Source organism: Pyrinomonas methylaliphatogenes (genome assembly GCF_000820845.2).
Lineage (GTDB): Bacteria > Acidobacteriota > Blastocatellia > Pyrinomonadales > Pyrinomonadaceae > Pyrinomonas > Pyrinomonas methylaliphatogenes.
The window spans coordinates 274,768-290,608 of sequence record NZ_CBXV010000007.1 but is presented as its reverse complement, the minus strand read 5'-3'; the positions used below and the strand labels follow the sequence as shown (position 1 = coordinate 290,608).

At 60.5% G+C, this 15,841-nt stretch carries 14 protein-coding genes; all 14 read right to left on the bottom strand.

The window, feature by feature from the left end:
• Nucleotides 1-69 precede the first annotated feature (69 nt).
• The 14 genes from PYK22_RS10980 to rsmA all read right to left on the bottom strand — a co-directional run bounded on the left by PYK22_RS10980 (nucleotide 70) and on the right by rsmA (nucleotide 15,778).
• Complete coding sequence (locus PYK22_RS10980; protein WP_041977171.1) at nucleotides 70-354, bottom strand: HPr family phosphocarrier protein; 285 nt, start codon at nucleotides 352-354, stop codon at nucleotides 70-72.
• A gap of 15 nt (nucleotides 355-369) precedes the next feature.
• Nucleotides 370-819 (bottom strand): PTS sugar transporter subunit IIA, encoded by a 450-nt coding sequence (locus PYK22_RS10975; protein ID WP_041977168.1) that lies wholly within the window; start codon nucleotides 817-819, stop codon nucleotides 370-372.
• 21 nt (nucleotides 820-840) lie between these two features.
• Nucleotides 841-1,773 carry an RNase adapter RapZ gene (gene rapZ, locus PYK22_RS10970; protein WP_041977360.1) on the bottom strand — a complete coding sequence of 311 codons (933 nt, stop codon included), beginning with the start codon at nucleotides 1,771-1,773 and terminating at the stop codon, nucleotides 841-843.
• Nucleotides 1,754-2,734 carry an HPr(Ser) kinase/phosphatase gene (hprK, locus tag PYK22_RS10965; protein WP_041977165.1) on the bottom strand — a complete coding sequence of 327 codons (981 nt, stop codon included), beginning with the start codon at nucleotides 2,732-2,734 and terminating at the stop codon, nucleotides 1,754-1,756. Before hprK ends, rapZ begins: the two co-directional genes overlap by 20 nt.
• 22 nt (nucleotides 2,735-2,756) lie before the next feature.
• Nucleotides 2,757-3,299: a ribosome hibernation-promoting factor, HPF/YfiA family gene (hpf, locus tag PYK22_RS10960; RefSeq protein WP_041977163.1), complete on the bottom strand. Its 543-nt coding sequence runs from the start codon at nucleotides 3,297-3,299 to the stop codon at nucleotides 2,757-2,759.
• Nucleotides 3,300-3,361: 62 nt separating this feature from the next.
• The gene (rpoN, locus tag PYK22_RS10955) at nucleotides 3,362-4,936 is read right to left on the bottom strand and encodes an RNA polymerase factor sigma-54 (RefSeq protein WP_041977160.1); all 1,575 of its coding nucleotides are present in this window, start codon (nucleotides 4,934-4,936) and stop codon (nucleotides 3,362-3,364) included.
• A 170-nt stretch (nucleotides 4,937-5,106) separates the two neighbouring features.
• Nucleotides 5,107-5,958: an LPS export ABC transporter ATP-binding protein gene (gene lptB, locus PYK22_RS10950; protein ID WP_211197678.1), complete on the bottom strand. Its 852-nt coding sequence runs from the start codon at nucleotides 5,956-5,958 to the stop codon at nucleotides 5,107-5,109.
• Between the two features lie 8 nt (nucleotides 5,959-5,966).
• Nucleotides 5,967-8,264, bottom strand: a complete 2,298-nt coding sequence (locus PYK22_RS10945; protein ID WP_041977157.1) for an LptA/OstA family protein — start codon at nucleotides 8,262-8,264, stop codon at nucleotides 5,967-5,969.
• Nucleotides 8,257-9,993, bottom strand: a complete 1,737-nt coding sequence (gene recJ / locus PYK22_RS10940) for a single-stranded-DNA-specific exonuclease RecJ (protein ID WP_060635572.1) — start codon at nucleotides 9,991-9,993, stop codon at nucleotides 8,257-8,259. The genes PYK22_RS10945 and recJ overlap by 8 nt, the downstream gene beginning before the upstream one ends.
• 369 nt (nucleotides 9,994-10,362) lie before the next feature.
• Nucleotides 10,363-11,250 carry an undecaprenyl-diphosphatase UppP gene (uppP, locus tag PYK22_RS10935; RefSeq protein WP_041977155.1) on the bottom strand — a complete coding sequence of 296 codons (888 nt, stop codon included), beginning with the start codon at nucleotides 11,248-11,250 and terminating at the stop codon, nucleotides 10,363-10,365.
• Nucleotides 11,251-11,359: 109 nt separating this feature from the next.
• Nucleotides 11,360-12,139, bottom strand: a complete 780-nt coding sequence (locus tag PYK22_RS10930; RefSeq protein ID WP_041977153.1) for an SDR family NAD(P)-dependent oxidoreductase — start codon at nucleotides 12,137-12,139, stop codon at nucleotides 11,360-11,362.
• A 43-nt stretch (nucleotides 12,140-12,182) separates the two neighbouring features.
• Nucleotides 12,183-13,841 (bottom strand): ribonuclease J, encoded by a 1,659-nt coding sequence (locus PYK22_RS10925; protein ID WP_060635571.1) that lies wholly within the window; start codon nucleotides 13,839-13,841, stop codon nucleotides 12,183-12,185.
• An 85-nt stretch (nucleotides 13,842-13,926) separates the two neighbouring features.
• Nucleotides 13,927-14,904: a COX15/CtaA family protein gene (locus PYK22_RS10920; protein ID WP_041977150.1), complete on the bottom strand. Its 978-nt coding sequence runs from the start codon at nucleotides 14,902-14,904 to the stop codon at nucleotides 13,927-13,929.
• Nucleotides 14,905-14,956: 52 nt separating this feature from the next.
• Nucleotides 14,957-15,778 carry a 16S rRNA (adenine(1518)-N(6)/adenine(1519)-N(6))-dimethyltransferase RsmA gene (rsmA, locus tag PYK22_RS10915; RefSeq protein ID WP_041977148.1) on the bottom strand — a complete coding sequence of 274 codons (822 nt, stop codon included), beginning with the start codon at nucleotides 15,776-15,778 and terminating at the stop codon, nucleotides 14,957-14,959.
• Nucleotides 15,779-15,841 lie beyond the last annotated feature (63 nt).

The window sequence follows — 15,841 nt, the reverse complement described above, 5'->3', positions numbered from 1 at the left end:
TTGCGCGCTCATTCGAGATCATTTGCCCTTGATTTTCCAACATGGGACGAGGATCTGCGGAATCTACTCTCACACCTGAGGATCGCTCTCTCCGAAACCGGTTTGGAAGAGGGCTTCTAACGCGCTGATGGCCCTCTCCTCATCAACGCCATCAGCCATTATACGCAACTCCGTTCCGCAACAGGCGGCCAGCATCAACACGCTCAAGATGGATTTAGCATCCGCCGCGGCGCTTCCATCCGCCCTCTCAAGCCGCACGATGCTCTGGAACTCGCTCGCCGTGCGCACAAGTTGCGCCGCGGCGCGCGCATGTAGTCCAAGCCGATTCTTCACCGTCACACGCCGCTCCACCATCGCACTTTACGCTCCTCAATCCTTCTTCGACGCGGCGTTTTGCGCTGTCAGAAACTCACCGGCGAGATAGATCCCTTCCTTCCCTTGATCGCGCACCCGACGCGCGATCTCCGCCAGCGACTCCTCCCCCGTCTGGCTCGCCAACTTGATGATCATCGGCAGATTGACTCCGGTGACGACCTCGACTTCGCCCTCGGAGAGGAACATCGAGGCGATATTGGTCGGCGTTCCGCCGAACATATCGGTCAGGATGAGCACGCCGCGCCCCTCCGAGACGCGCTCGATGGCCCGTTGCACCTCCTCGCGCGCAACATCGACGTCATCGTGCCAACCGATCGAAACGGCGGTGATGTGTGCGATGTGGCCGACGATCATCTCCGCCGCAGCCAGCAACTCGGTCGCCAGTTGTCCATGCGTGACGATCACGCCGCCCACGCGTCCGCTCTTCCGTTCTTGTAGCGCCATCGGATCTTACGCCTCTCCTCGCTAAACGCGGTTCGCCTTCTTTTCGCCCTTCCGCGGCGTCTTCTTGATGTCGCGATGCACCGCGGAAGCGTCGAAGCCTGCGCGGCGCAATCGCTGCGCGAGCGCTTCGGCCACCATCACCGAGCGATGTCGCCCGCCCGTACAACCGATGCCGATTGTGACATAAGACTTCCCCTCGCGGCGATAGAGCGGCAGCAGATATTCCAACAGATCGCCGAAACGGCGTAGCGTCTCCTGCACCTCTTCGCTCGCCTTCAGATATTGAACCACACGCCGATCGCGCCCCGAAAGATCGCGCAACTCTGGGACGAAGTGCGGATTAGGCAAGTGTCGTACATCGAACAGGAGATCGACGTCGCGCGGCCCGCCGAACTTATGGCCGAAACTTAGGAGCTGAACGCGCATGGGCACCCCTTGGGCTTCGGGGCTGAACCGCTCGACGAGGAAACGACGTAACGTATGGACGGTGTGCTCAGTCGTATCGACGATCAGGTCGGCATGGGCGCGGATTTCAGCCATCGCAGCCCGTTCCCGTTGGATGGCGGCGAGCAACCCTTCGCCCGTGTCAGCCGGATGCGGACGGCGCGTTTCGCTGAAACGGCGCTGCAACGCCTCGTCGGAAGCTTCGAGGAAGAGGATGAAGACGCGCACTCCCTCCCGCCGCAGCTTTTCGAGTTGGGTGTTGAACTCGTTCAAGAACTCGCGCTCGCGGATGTTGATGACGAGCGCGGCGCGCTCTATCTTCGGTCGTTCATCGTAATTTTCGCGCACCAGACGCGCGAAGGTCGGCAGCAGCGTCAACGGCAGATTGTCCACGCAGAAGTAGCCGAGATCTTCGAAGGCATTGGTGGCAGATGACATGCCGGATCCGCTCAATCCGGTGATGATCACGATCTGCGGCGCGCTCGATGCCTCACTCGCCCGCTTGTTCATCTCCACCATCCGCCTCGCGCACCAGTTCGGCATGACGCCTGACGAACCGCTGTGCGGCATTGTAACCGCGCTCGCGTAAAAGGTGAATTCGCACCGCCGTCTCGACCAAGATCGAAAGCGTGCGTCCGGGGCTGACGGGCAAGATGACCAGTGGGATATTTACGCCGAGGATTTCGGTCGTTCGCGCGTCAACCCCCAGACGGTCAACCTCGCACGCTTCATTCCAACGTTCCAAACGGATGACGAGATCCACCTCTTTCGGGCCGCTGATCGCCGAAACGCCGAACAGATCGCGGATGTTGATGATGCCGAGACCGCGAATCTCCATGTGCTCGCGCAGAAGCTTCGGCGCGCAACCGATCAGCCGCTCCGGTCCAGTCCGCCGCACCTCGACTGAATCGTCCGACACGAGTCGATGCCCCCGCGCGATCAGATCGAGCGCGCATTCGGATTTTCCAACCCCCGATGGACCTTCGAGCAACACGCCGAGCCCGTACACGTCCAACAAGACGCCATGCCGCACCTCGCGCGGCGCCAACGCCGCCTGTAAAAAGTCCGTGACCAACTGAATGGCGGTGGAACTGACGAGCGGCGTTTGCAGAAGCGGCAACCCGGCCTGCTCGGCGGCGATGATGAACTCGGCTGGCGGCTCGAGCCCCTTTGTGACGAGGACGCAGGCGATGCGTCCGAGCTCGAGGCGCGCGATGGCCTCGCGCCGCTGGTCCGGCGATAGTTGCCCTAAGTACCAGATCTCGCTCTGCCCGACGATCTGTACGCGGCCCGGATGGATGTAGTGCGTGAAACCGGCAAGCGCCAATCCCAGCTTCTGGATGCGCGCGATCGTAATTCGTCGGTCATCGAGTCCGCGCCTTCCGGCCAAGGTTCGGAGCTCGAGCTTTTCGGGAGCCTGTTCGATGAACTCCCTGATCGTGATCTCTGGTTGCGCGCCCGCCGGTCTCATCGGTATAAGCGGATGCCGGAAGCTACGGCTCGATCAACCCGAAATTCCCATCCTTGCGCTTGTAAAGGACTCCGACGCGATCCGTCTCGGCGTCACGAAAGACGATGAACTGATCGCTGTCTTCGGATAGGCGAAGCGCCGCCTCTTCCGGCGTCATCGGTTTTACGGCGTAACGTCGCGCTAAGATTATGCGCGGGCGTTTGCCGGTCGCGTCGGCGACCGCCTCTTCGGCGGGCGAGGCCGTTTTGGCGGCGCGCGTTTTGCGCGAATTCTGCTTGCTATCGATGATCTTCTTCTTCAACTTCAACGCCTGTTTTTCGAGCTTGTCGATGGCGCGCGTCAACGCTTGATACATGTCCTTGTTCGTTACGCGCGTCGTTAAAGTGTGATCGCGCCAGCTCAATATTATCTCCCCAGTATGACGCCCTTTCTCAACATCGATGATGACATGCGCGCGCGCCGTCGAGTCATTGAAGATATGCTCGATCTTCTTGAAGTGGCTTTCGACGTGAGAACGAATGGCAGGCGTCACCTCGACATGTCTTCCCGTGAACTCGATCTTCATCGTCCTTTCCCCTCCTCATTGAATTGTCTTGGAGAGAACGCAAGGCAAGGCTTTTCCGTCGCTCAGATCACCGCGCGACGCTCGCGCGATCCGGGGATGTTCATCTGGTCCCGATATTTGGCCACGGTGCGACGCGACAGCTTGATCCCCTCTTTCGCCAAGATCTTCACGATCTGATCGTCTGTGATCGGATGATGCGGATCTTCTTCTTCAATCAGCTTCTTGATCTTCAACTTGATGATTCGCGTCGAGACCTCTTCCCCATCTTCGTTCGTCATCCCTTCGGTGAAGAATCGGCGCAGCTCTATGACGCCCTGCGGCGTGTGCGCGTATTTGCGGTTGACGACGCGCGATACGGTCGATAGATGCATCCCCGTCTCCTCGGCGACATCTTTCAACATCATCGGCTTCAGATACTCGATCCCTTTATCGAGGAACTCGCGTTGCCGACGGACGATACATTCGACGACTTTGTAGATGGTTTGCCGACGATGTTCGATGTTCCTCAGAAGCTCGATCGCCGAGCGCGTCTTCTCACGGATGAAATCCTTCGTCTCCTTGCTCGTCTCGGGCCGGTCCAACATCCGCTGATAGGCTTGATTGATCCGCAAGCGCGGCCCGCCATCATCGGCGAAAGAGATCTCATACTCGCCATCATCGCGCTTCTCGATGAATATCTCCGGCGTGACGAGGACCGTCTCATCCGAAGAGTAACGTCTGCCCGGGAAAGGATCGAGCTGACGTATGCGTTCGAGCTCCGCGACCAATGTCTCAAGCGGCAAGCCTAGCTGCTTGGCGAGGGCGGGCAACCTATGCGGTTGCAAGTCGGCCAGCGAGTGTTCACGAATCAACTGCGCGGCCAATCGCTCCCCTTCTCCGGACGCCTCAAGCTGCGCGAGCAGGCATTCGCGCACATCACGCGCGCCGCATCCCGTAGGATCGAGTTGCATGAGGCGCTGGCGCGCCCGTTCGACCTCCTCCGCCGTCCATCCGCCGAGAGCGGCGATCTCTTCGTTCGTCGCGTTCAACCGCCCGTCACCATCCAAATTGCCGATGATGCATTCGGCGATCGGGATCAACTCCGGTTCGATATCCTCCATGTGAAGCTGCCACGTCAGATGCTCGGCCAGCGAGGGGGGGCGCGTTAAGAATTGTTCGAAGGTCGGTTCGTCCTCGCGATATTCGTGCTCTTGGGTCTTATATCCAGGATCGAGGTACTCTTGAAACTCGCGCCCGAAATCCACCTCTTCGAATGGATCGGGAGAGATCTCCTCGCCCGGCTCATCGAGATCCTCTTCGGCCCTCGCCTCCGCCGTCTCAGGCGTCGCCTCCGGCGAAGCGGAGAACTCAAGATAATCGCCCGCGCCGTTGACCGAAACGCCGTTGTTCGCTGGACCTCCTTCCGGCGATCGATCCGAATCGAGGTTACCGCAGGCCTGATAATCGAGAACTTGTTCGGCGAGCTCTTGAACCTCGTCCTGCGCCTGCACCTCCTCGAGGACGGGATTTTCGAGCAACTGCTGCTGGATGAGTTCGTTCAGCTCTAAAGCCGTCATCTGCAACATCTCGATGCGTTGCCGCAACTGCGGCGTCAGCACGAGGCGCTGCGAGAGATTGGTTGTGAGCTTAACCGACATAGATCACACTCATCATCCGCAAGCTGAGATCTGCGATCACTTGCCGCCTGATCGGCGCGGGGAAGATTATAACGCATTTGCTCTTAAAGCGCGTCACGTTGGAAGCCGAGGATCATCGCTCTTCGAATCAGCTTCGCTCGATCCCTCGATGCGGGAGGAAGCGGGGAATCTCACAGGCGGAACTTCTCACCGAGATAGAGACGCCGCACTTCTGGATCTTCCGTCAGTTCGAGCGGCGCACCGGAACGGAAGATCCTCCCTTCCGCCATGATGTATGCGCGATCGGTCACCCCCAAGGTCTCGCGCACGTTATGATCGGTTATCAAGATCCCGATCCCGCGGGCCCTCAAGTAAAGGATCATTCGCTGGATATCATCAACGGCCTTCGGGTCGATCCCGGCGAAAGGTTCATCGAGCAGAATGAACTGCGGATCGGTCGCCAATGCGCGCGCGATCTCCGTCCTTCTCCTCTCGCCGCCAGACAGGGCGTCGCCGCGCGTATTTCTGACATGTCCGAGCCCGAACTCTTCGATTAGCTCCTCAAGCCGCTTGAAGCGTTCGCGCCGCCGCAACCTCATCGTCTCGAGCACGGCGAGGATGTTCTCGGCGACGGTCATCTTGCGAAAGACTGAAGGCTCTTGCGGCAAGTATCCGATGCCTAAGCGCGCGCGTAAGTACATCGGGAGTTTCGTGATGTCGCGCCCGCCCAACAAAACCTGCCCCTTATCGGGACGCTCCAAGCCGATGATCATGTAGAAGGTCGTCGTCTTTCCGGCACCGTTCGCTCCCAGCAATCCGACGACCTCCCCACGTTCGACATGGAGACTGACGCCATCGACGACGCGCCTTCGCCCGTATGATTTCTCCAGACCGCTGGCGACGAGCGCCGTCGGCGAAGGCACAGCAGCGCGCTTCGTCTCCTCCTGTCGCGCTTCAAGGGACTGAACATCGACGACGTCAGACATCTGCATCTCTTCCGCTCCCTTTTCGGCGAGCTGTTTTTCCGCCGGTCCGGCAGCCATCGGGCCCCTCATTTCTGCCGCCGGACGCGATGGACCGAGTGCACGCGCCCCGTCGGACGCCCATTCTCGCCGCCCTCGGCGACAACGCGGCGATCGTTCAGATATACGGTCAAACGGCGACTCTCCGTGCTCCCCTGCTCGACATCTTCGACGCGCGCCGGGCTGCCGGTTAACACCACGACTTCGCCCAAAGCCGTGTATTGCGCCCAATCTCCGACGCCGCGCCGCCCGGGTTGCGTGAGGATGACATTGCGCTGCGCCACGGTCCGCTCCACTTCATTCGCCTCCTTGTTCAGATAAACCTCCGCCACTTCGCTCATCAACCGATCGGTCCCCTGCCTTATATCAACATGCCCTTCGTACCGAATCAAGCGATCGGCATCGAAATAAATCATGCGATCAGCGATGGCAAATACGGGGACGATCGCGCTCGATCCGCTCTCGACTTTGCGCCGCGCTCGATAGAACGCGCTCTGGACTCTGCCCTCGGCCTCCATACGGCGTTCCGCGCGCCGTAACGTCAATCGATCAGCGCGCACGAAGTTATCCTCCTGCCAAGCGCGGGCGTTGCCCGTGAAGATAGCGAGCCCATCACGATGATGAAACTCAGCCGCGTTAGAGGTGATGAACACGGGACTCTTCGTTTTAGCGAAAGGCGTGGCCCCGCCCGTTTGAGCTTGACTGTAGTAGGTGGTCGCCACATCTCCGCGCGCATAAGACACTTCGCGCTGCAAATCCGCGTCGATCTCGCGCGCTTTGACGCGCGCGCGATCATCCCAGACGGTCGGCTCGGCGCCGCGCAATCGCACCGTGCGCTCGCTCGCCACATAGGTGGCGTTTTCAGCCCGTCCATGTCGCTCTCCTTCATCGAAGCGCGCCTCGCCCAGGGCCTCGACGCGCTCGACATCCTGCGTGTCGCGAGCGAAGAGGGCGATCATCTTCTGCGCGGTGATCACCTTCTCGACCCGCTCCGCCGAAGGTTGTAAGGGGGTGATGACGAGTTTCGCGCCGCCGACGGCTGTAAATTGTTGCGCGAGGTTGTTCGTTTCGTAAAAGGCGCAATCGAACCGCGGAGCGTAGAGCGCCTTCCGTTCAGCAACGGGCGACGGGTGGGCCGGTTCGATGACGAGCTCCGCATTGCCGATAGCCTCAGCGCGCTCAAGATCGCGCCCGGAATCGCGCCAGAACAGATGAACGGAATCGGCCGTCAACCGCTTGTTCGCAGCACGCGGATCACCGGCGCGGGAGCGCGGCGCGGCCAATGTGATCACAGGGCGACCGTCAGCGCTCAGCGCGCGAAGGAGACTGCGTCCGCCCTGCGCGGCGAAATCGAGTTGGGCTCGCTCGGCCCGCAGCGCCGCTTCCGAATCGGCATCGAGCGTTCGCGCGCGCACATCGCGCATGGCGTCGGCGCGCTCCAACCTCTGCTCGTCGTCGAAGGCGAACTCCATCTGGGCCGCCAAAACTTCTGCCGCGTGCCCTTCATCTAAACTGCGCAGCAAAGCGTTGCCGCGCGCTTCGATCCGCTGCACCCTCTTCTCTTCGCTCAACCGCGCGACCAAAGTATCAGCGCTCATGCTATCTCGCCCTTGCTCGGCGGTCGCGCCGCCGGCGAAGACGACCGTCAGATTCCGCTGATCGAAATCGGCCCGCGCTGCGCGGATGATCATCGGCTTTTGATCCTTGCCCGATTGTCGCGCCTCGATGATCAGTTCCGCGCCGTTATGCAGTTCGAGCCGACGCGCTTTCGCGTCGATCATTGCACCGCCAGCGCGCCCGCGCACGTTGTCGCGAGCGAACGAGACGGCGACAGGGACTTCAGCCCGCTCTTCACGTTGATGGTAAGAGATCTGCTCGGCATCGACGAGCAAACGTTCATGCGTCTCCACATGAACGGCCCCGAAGAAATCTATCTTCTCCTCCGTAGGATCATAGAGCGCGCGACGCGCCGAGATCTTATCCGGCACCGCGCTCGTTTCGGGATAGTACTCGAGGTATACGTTCTCCAATTCGTGACGACCATCGGCATAAGTTACATCGCGCGCGGCGCGCAGCAGCAGCCGCAACCGATCGCCTTCCGTCACGCGCCGTTCATAACCTTCGACGACGCCGACCACTTCCTTTGAAAGAGTCGGACGCCCCGAAAGCATACGAAACGGCGTGCGGTTGCGCAGACGATAGTAAGAGACGATGACGACGATGAGGCTCGCCGCCAAAGCGACGAGCGCAACGACGCGCAGCAGACGCGGGATGCGCGCGCGCAAGTTGACGAAACGTATGCGACGATGCCTCCTGTCTTCAGTCATCGCTCACCCGATAATCCTCGACGACCAGCCGCAATCGTTCGCACTCCCTCCAAGAATCTATCTCCAGAGAATAGACCAATTCGATGATCTCATCAGGGCACGGGGTTCGCTTGCCATCTTCGATCGCCCTCCACCAGATGGCCTCTCTTTCGATCCCATCTTCGCCGACGACGGAGAATTTCAAGTGCCGCGCCGAAAGGACGCGCGGCTCGCCAACGACGCGCAACTTCCGCGTCAAAAACAGAGGCGAAGGCCAACCCGTCCCATAAGGCTCCAGCTTCCGCATCTCCTTTGCGAGTTCGAGCGTCAGGGCCTGCGCCGGAAGCTCCAGATCGATCCGCAGCGCCGGGATCAGTTGGTCGGGGCGCAACAACGAAGCCGCATGCTCATTCAATCGCCGACGCAATTCGTCGATTCGATCGCGCCGAATAGCCAATCCCGCCGCATGACGATGTCCGCCGAAGTTCTCGAACAGATCGGCGCAAGCGGTCAGTCCTTCGAGCAGATGGTACTCTTCGATGCTGCGCGCTGAACCATGCCCCATCTCGCCGTCGAGCGAGATGACGATCGCCGGACGCCCAACCTGTTCAACGATCTTCGAAGCCACAAGCCCGATGACTCCGCGATGCCATCCATCGCGCGCGACGACGGCGACATAATCTTGCAGCCCTTTCAGTTCGGCCAGAGCCTCCTTCAACAACTGACGCTGCAGGCGCTGGCGCTCCGCATTACGCTCGTTCAGCGCAACAGCCAAACGCCTAGCTTGCGCCTCATCGACCGCTTCGAGAAGTTCGACCACAACGCGCGCCGCATCCATGCGGCCCGCGGCGTTGATGCGCGGGCCGAGGCGAAAGCCTATGTCGTAGACGCTCATTCGCTTCCCCGGACCACAGCCTGCAACCTCCATCAACGCGCGCAAGCCGAGATTTCTCACATTAGGCAGATCCTGCAAACCGAGCGCGACGATGGCGCGATTCTCTCCGATGAGCGGCGCGACATCGGCGACCGTCCCGATCGCGACCAACTTGAGGAACCCCTTAATCGTTCGGTCGCTCGCCCGACCGTGAGCGCGCAAAAGCGCGTGCGCGAGTTTGAAGGCGACGCCGACGCCGGCAAGATTTTTGTCCGGATACGCGCAGTCGGCCCTGTTCGGATCGAGCACGGCGACCGCCGGCGGGATCCCGCTCTCTTCGTCCGGCAGATGGTGGTCCGTCACGATGACTTCGAGCCCTCGCTCTCTGGCCCACCGAAGAGGTTCATGGGCGCGAATGCCGCAATCGACGCTGATGACCAGATCATACCCTTCTTCATATGCCGCCGCGAGCGCCGCACGATTGATGCCATACCCTTCGGTGAAACGATGCGGGATGTGATATCCGGTCTCAAGGCCGAGCATCTGCAACGCGCGACGCAAGAGCGCCGTCCCGGTCGTTCCATCGACATCGTAATCGCCATAGATGAGCACCTTCTCACGACGTTCGATGGCGCGCGAAATGCGCTGGACCGCCACGTCCATCCCGCGCATCAACATCGGGTCATGAAGCTGATCGAACGATGGGTGCAAGATACGATGCGCGATCTCTGGATCGACCACACCGCGAACGGCGAACAGCGCGCCGATGAACGGCGAGATGCCGAGAGATCGACTCAACCGCGCGGCAGCCGCGCGATCATGCTCGCGCAAGATCCACCGCTTGCCGTCATGACCCAATCCGACGCTCGTCCCCATACTCCACCGATCAAAAGCCACATCTCAAGCCCAAGGCCCGTATTGTCAGCGCCAAGCCATCAACGCGAAAGCTCTCTCCTAAATTCTCTCCTAAATCGCCGCTCGATTGGATCGACCGATTCCCACGCATCGAATTACGACTCGAGATAGAGGCTGGTGAGAGTTGAAATTCAGCGGGGAGAAGATGACCACGCCGCTCGATGCTTGAAGACAGTCTCCCGGAACGATTGATCTCACTTAACCGCTCAAAACCCCCGGCTCGCGAACGATCGCTCAAGCGCGCTGCCATTTTAGATCATAAACTCCTCTCGAACCAGAGCCGAATCGATCCGCCTCGTGATCCGCAATCCACGCAAACGCTATTGCCCCTCAGTACAAAGGCTGAATCGTCCCCTTCGCCAAAAGGACGAGCAGCAGGATGCCGATGGCTAAGCGATAACCGATGAAGATGCCGGTCGAATGCGTCCGCAGATAACGCAGCAAGAACCAGATCGAAGCGTAGCCGACGATCCCGGCGACGGTCGTCGCTACCGACAACGGGAGGAAGCTGTGTGCAGGCAATTTCGCGATGGCCTCGTGAAGCTCCAGAAGTCCGCTCGCCAGAATCGCCGGGATCGAGAGCAAGAAGGAGAAACGCGCCGCCGTTTCGCGCGTCAAGCCAGCGAACAAACCTCCCATGATCGTCGAACCCGACCGACTCGCCCCGGGGATCAACGCCAACACTTGTGCGCATCCGACGATCAGCGCGTCGCGCCAACATAGCTCTCGCATCGTCCGCCGACGACTGCCGGTCCGCTCAGCTACGCCGAGCAGCAGCGCGATGACGATCAACATCGTCGCGATGATCCATAGGTTCTTCGTCAAAGTCCCTTCGATCTGCTTCTTGAAGCTGAGGCCGACGACGCCGATCGGAAGCGTCCCGAGGAAAATATACCAACCGAGCAGCGCGTCGGGCGAAAGCCGAGCGGCGGCGCGCTCCCCTCTCGCTTTCGCGCGCAAGAGGGTCAGATGGTCGCGAATGAAAGCCGCCGTGATGTTCGCGATATCGCGCGCGAAGTAGACTAAGACCGCGATCAACGTTCCCAACTGGACGACGGCTATCGTCGCCGTCGTCTGCTCAGCGCGCAAGCTCTGTTCGACTCCAGCATAAAGGTTAGTCAAACGAGCGGCGAAGATCAGATGGGCGGTTGAACTAATGGGAATGAATTCAGTTAATCCCTGTACGAGACCGAGCACGATCGCCTGCAGAATCGTCATCACTCAAGCTCCCGATTAAGATCCCTTAATCTTCTAAAGAATTCGGACCGGCTAGAATTTAGAACCTAAGTCCGCTTCCGCGCAAATAGGCCACCGGACCGATCTACGATCATCGGCGCCTAGCTTTCTGCGTGCGAGCCATCAACAGATCGTATAGGGGAGCGGGCATGAGCGCGAGCAGTTTGACGGTCGCGGCCAATTGCCAAGGGAAAGCGCAACTTCGTTTCCTCTTTTCGATGGCCGCGACGATTCGTTCGATGGCTTCGGGCAGATCGAGAAGGTAAGGCACTGGCGCGCGTCTTTGAGCGATCATCGGCGTCCGAATGAAGCCTGGGTGAATGACGGTCACAGCGACGCCCGTCCCTTGCAGATCGACGCGCAAGCTTTCGAAGAAGGTCGAAAGGCCAGCCTTGCTCGCGCTATAAGCCGCCGACCGGGGCAGTCCGCGGTAAGCGGCGAGGCTCGAGATGGCGACCAAATGGCCTTCGCCTCGCGCGACCATCTCGGGCAAAACCGCGCCAACGCAGTTCATCGCTCCGATGAGATTGATGGAGACGATCTCCGCCGCGCGCGCAAGATCGAACTTCGTCGCGGGCGTTTCGTCACCTATGCCGGCGTTTGCGATCAAAAGATCGATCGGGCCAAACGCTTGGCGCAAACTCTCGACGGCGCGCCGCACTGCACCCACATCGCGCACATCGGCGACGAGCGCTGTCGCGCGCCCGCCACCGCTTTCGATCTCGCGCAGCGCCCCTTGCAAAGCGTCGGCGCGCCGCGCGAGTAAGCCGAGCCGTGCACCGCGTCGGGCCAGTTCGACGCTCAACGCTCGCCCGATGCCGCTCGAAGCTCCGGTGACGAGCGCCGTCTTATTGGTCCAGTCGAATCCCACTCTCTTGGCGCGAAGGCCAAACTTCAGGCGTCGCAGTTATGCGTCAAAGTTGAACGATCACGGGTATGATGACCGGGCGCGTGCCCGTCTGGCGTTGAATGAAACGCTTGACCTCAAGCCGCACGCGCTCCTTGAGAAGCGTCGTGTCGCTCTTCTCCCTCGCCGACGCGCTCGCCACCGTTTCGGCGATGAGTCGCTTCATCTCCCGCAAGAGGCCATCCATACCGAGCAATCCATGGGTGGCTATTTCGGGCGGCGCTTCCAACTGTCCGGTCTCGCCGTTGATGGTGATGACCGGCGTGATCACGCCATCGTAAGCGAGCTGCCGGCGTTCGCGCACGATCTCGCTGTCGACCTCCTCGAATCCGACCTCGGTCTCGTCGATGAAGGTGCGACCGACCGGCCATTTATCGCTCACCGCCGCGCGCTTCTCATCGAGTTCGATGACATCGCCGTTCTCGACAAGGATGACGCGCTCCTCATCAAATCCGAGATGGCGCCGCAGATATTCCTTGTGGCGATAGAGCATCCTGTATTCGCCGTGGATCGGGATGACGAACCGCGGACGCACCGCCTCCGTCATCAGACGGATATCCTCTTGCGAAGCGTGACCGCTGACGTGGACCAAGCGCCGCTTCTCATCGTATATCTGCCCGCCGCGCTTGTAGATCTCACCGATCAAGCGAGAGATGGCCCGCTCATGCCCTGGAATGATGCGCGCTGAAAGCACGACCGTATCGCCCTCTTCGATCGCCACCCCCTTATAGCTCTGGGTGGCCATCTGCGGCAGAACGGAGCGCGGCTCGCTTTGCGAACCGGTCACCAGGAAGACGATCTGATCGCCATCGAGTTTCTTCGCCTCATCGAGCGAGACGAGGAGATCGACCGGTATATCCAAATATCCCAAGCGGTCCGCGATCTCGATATTCTTCTGCATCGAACGCCCCAGAACGCAAACGCGACGACCGAACCGCGCAGCGACGTCGAGCACGATCTGCTGTCGGTGAATGGAGGAAGCGAAGCAAGAGACGATGATGCGCCCCGGCGCTTCGGCGAAGATCTCTTCGAAGGTCGGGATCACCGCGCGCTCCGATGGAGTGCGACCGGGCACGGTCGCGTTAGTCGAATCGGACAGAAGCGCCAGCACGCCCTCTTGCCCATAACGCTGAAGCGCGCGTAGATCTATCGGGCTATCGACGACCGGCGTCTCGTCCACCTTGTAATCGCCAGTGTGGATGATGATGCCGACGGGAGTTCTGATCGCCAGCGCGAAACAATCGACGAGCGAATGCGAAACGCGGATGAACTCGATCTCGAAGACGCCGAGCTCCACGCGCTCGCCCGATTCGACGCGATGCAGCATGACTCTGTCGAGTAGCCCATGATCTTCAAGTCGGCTCTCGGCCAGAGCGATGGTGAAGGACGAACCGTATACCGGCACGTTGAATTTTCGCAGGATATAAGGCAACGCGCCGATGTGATCCTCGTGCCCATGCGTTAAGATGATGGCCGCGATCTCGTCGCGATACTCATCGAGCGCGGCGAAATCAGGGATGGCGACGTCGACGCCATAAACGCTCTCTTCCGGGAAGCCCATGCCGACGTCGATGATGAGCATCTCACCACCCGCGCGCACGGCCAGACAGTTCATCCCGAACTCGCCGAGCCCGCCGAGCGGGATGATCTCGACTTTATCTATCACCTTGAACTCTCTGCAGCTTTCATATCAAGATTGACCATCGCCATGCAGAATGTGACAGTATAGCATAGCTCGCTTTCGCGCACGCCTACGGTCGAGAGCGCGCGTCAAGTTGGGGCCGATCGCCGACGCGCGTAAGCGCCGAAGCGCTCAGCAAAACCAAGGTTACCCATAGAAGATCAGCCAGTAGCAGATGGACTAATTGCAACCATACCGGAGCGAGCAAGATCAGATTGATGACGCCCGCGCCGATTTGAATGGCGAGAAGCGACAACACGGCCCGGGCCAACCGCCGCACGCTCCTCTCTTTTCGCCAGAAGGCGAGCGCTCCGGCGACGAAGAGAAGATAGACTCCGATGGAAACGGCCAGCAGCGGATGCAAGACCCGCAAGCGGACGAGGAAATGCGCCGCCGGTGAAACGTCTTGAAGCAATCCTTCGCGCAAGGAATCTGCGGGGAAGAGCGTATCGCCGAGAGCGGCGACGGCGCCGCTCATCCCGACCAAGATCATCCCAACCAGTCCGACGGCGAGGATCGCGGCGACGATTCGGTTGTAGAGCCAACGAAACTCGCCGTCAACTTGCGCCCACCAAGCGGTCAACGCCATCGCCGCGAGCAAGAGAAAGGTATTCACCAGATGCGCCGCCAGCGACAGCGCACGCGCGAGCGAACGGTCGTGCGCGACCAATTCGAAGAGTACGAGCCCAGCGCCGATCAACGCCTCCGCGAGCATGAAGATGAGCGACGCGGTGGCCGCGCGCCTCACGATCCGCCCACGCGGATAGATGCGTCGCGCCCAGAAGAACAGCGCCACGACGAGTAACAAAGCCAGCCCGCTCGTCGCGCGATGCGTGAACTCGATCAAAGTCTCCGCCCGCGGCGAACGCGGGATGACCTCGCCGTTGCAGAGCGGCCAATGGCTTCCGCATCCCGCGCCGGATCCGGTCGCCCGCACGTATGCGCCCCACAAGATGACGGCAATGTTCACCACCAAAACCGCCCAAGCGAAGGCGGCAAACCGGTTCGCCGCCGAGCGCCCTCGCTCTACGGAGGAAACATTCTCCATAACGAACGCTCCCCGACCCTGCATGAGATCGAACATCTCACACCATCCGAGCTTAATCAAGCCGCGCGTCGAGCAGAACATGCGCGAGTCTGGCCCATTCTTCAAGCGTCAAGGTCTCGGCTCGCCGCCGCGCATCGATCCCGGCCAAAGCCAACGATACGACTGGCCCGCCGACGCGCGCGATCGACTCACCGATCTCCCCTTCGGCTCGGCGCAAATTGTTCAGAATGGTCTTTCGCCGCTGCATGAAACCGATCTTGACCAAACGCCAGAAGAAGTCTTCATCCGAAACGCTGATCGCCATCTGCGCGCGCGAACGCAGACGGATCACCGTGCTCCAAACCTTTGGGACGGGACGGAAAGCGCGCGGCGGCACATCGAAAAGGCGCTCCGCCTCGCAGTACGCTTCGATGAGGACCGATAGATAGCCCCGTTCACGCGCTCCAGCCGGAGCGACCATGCGCCAGACGACCTCTCGCTGCAACATCAGGACCATCTCACCGAGACACGCTCGATCTTCGATCAGACGTTGAACGATCGCCGTCGAGATGTTGTACGGGAGATTGGCGACGACTCGCGCTCTGGTCGCCGGGGCGATGATCGCGCAGTAGTCCAAAGCAAGCGCATCTCGTTCGATGAGCGCGAAATTTGCGCGATCGCCGAAACGCGCGCGCAAGACCGTAGCGAGATCTCGATCGATCTCGATGGCGATGACTCTGCCAGCCCGCTCGAGCAAAGAAGAGGTTAAAGCCCCGTGGCCCGGTCCGATCTCGACGATCGTCTCGTCGGCTCGCGGATCGACCGCCTCGATGATGCGCGCAATGACCTCTCGATCCTTGAGAAAGTGTTGACCGAGGCTCTTCTTCACGCGCATCGAAATTAAGCCGTTGGGTTCGCGCCCTCCGTCCCCCGCCCTCGCCGATGAATCACGCTGGAT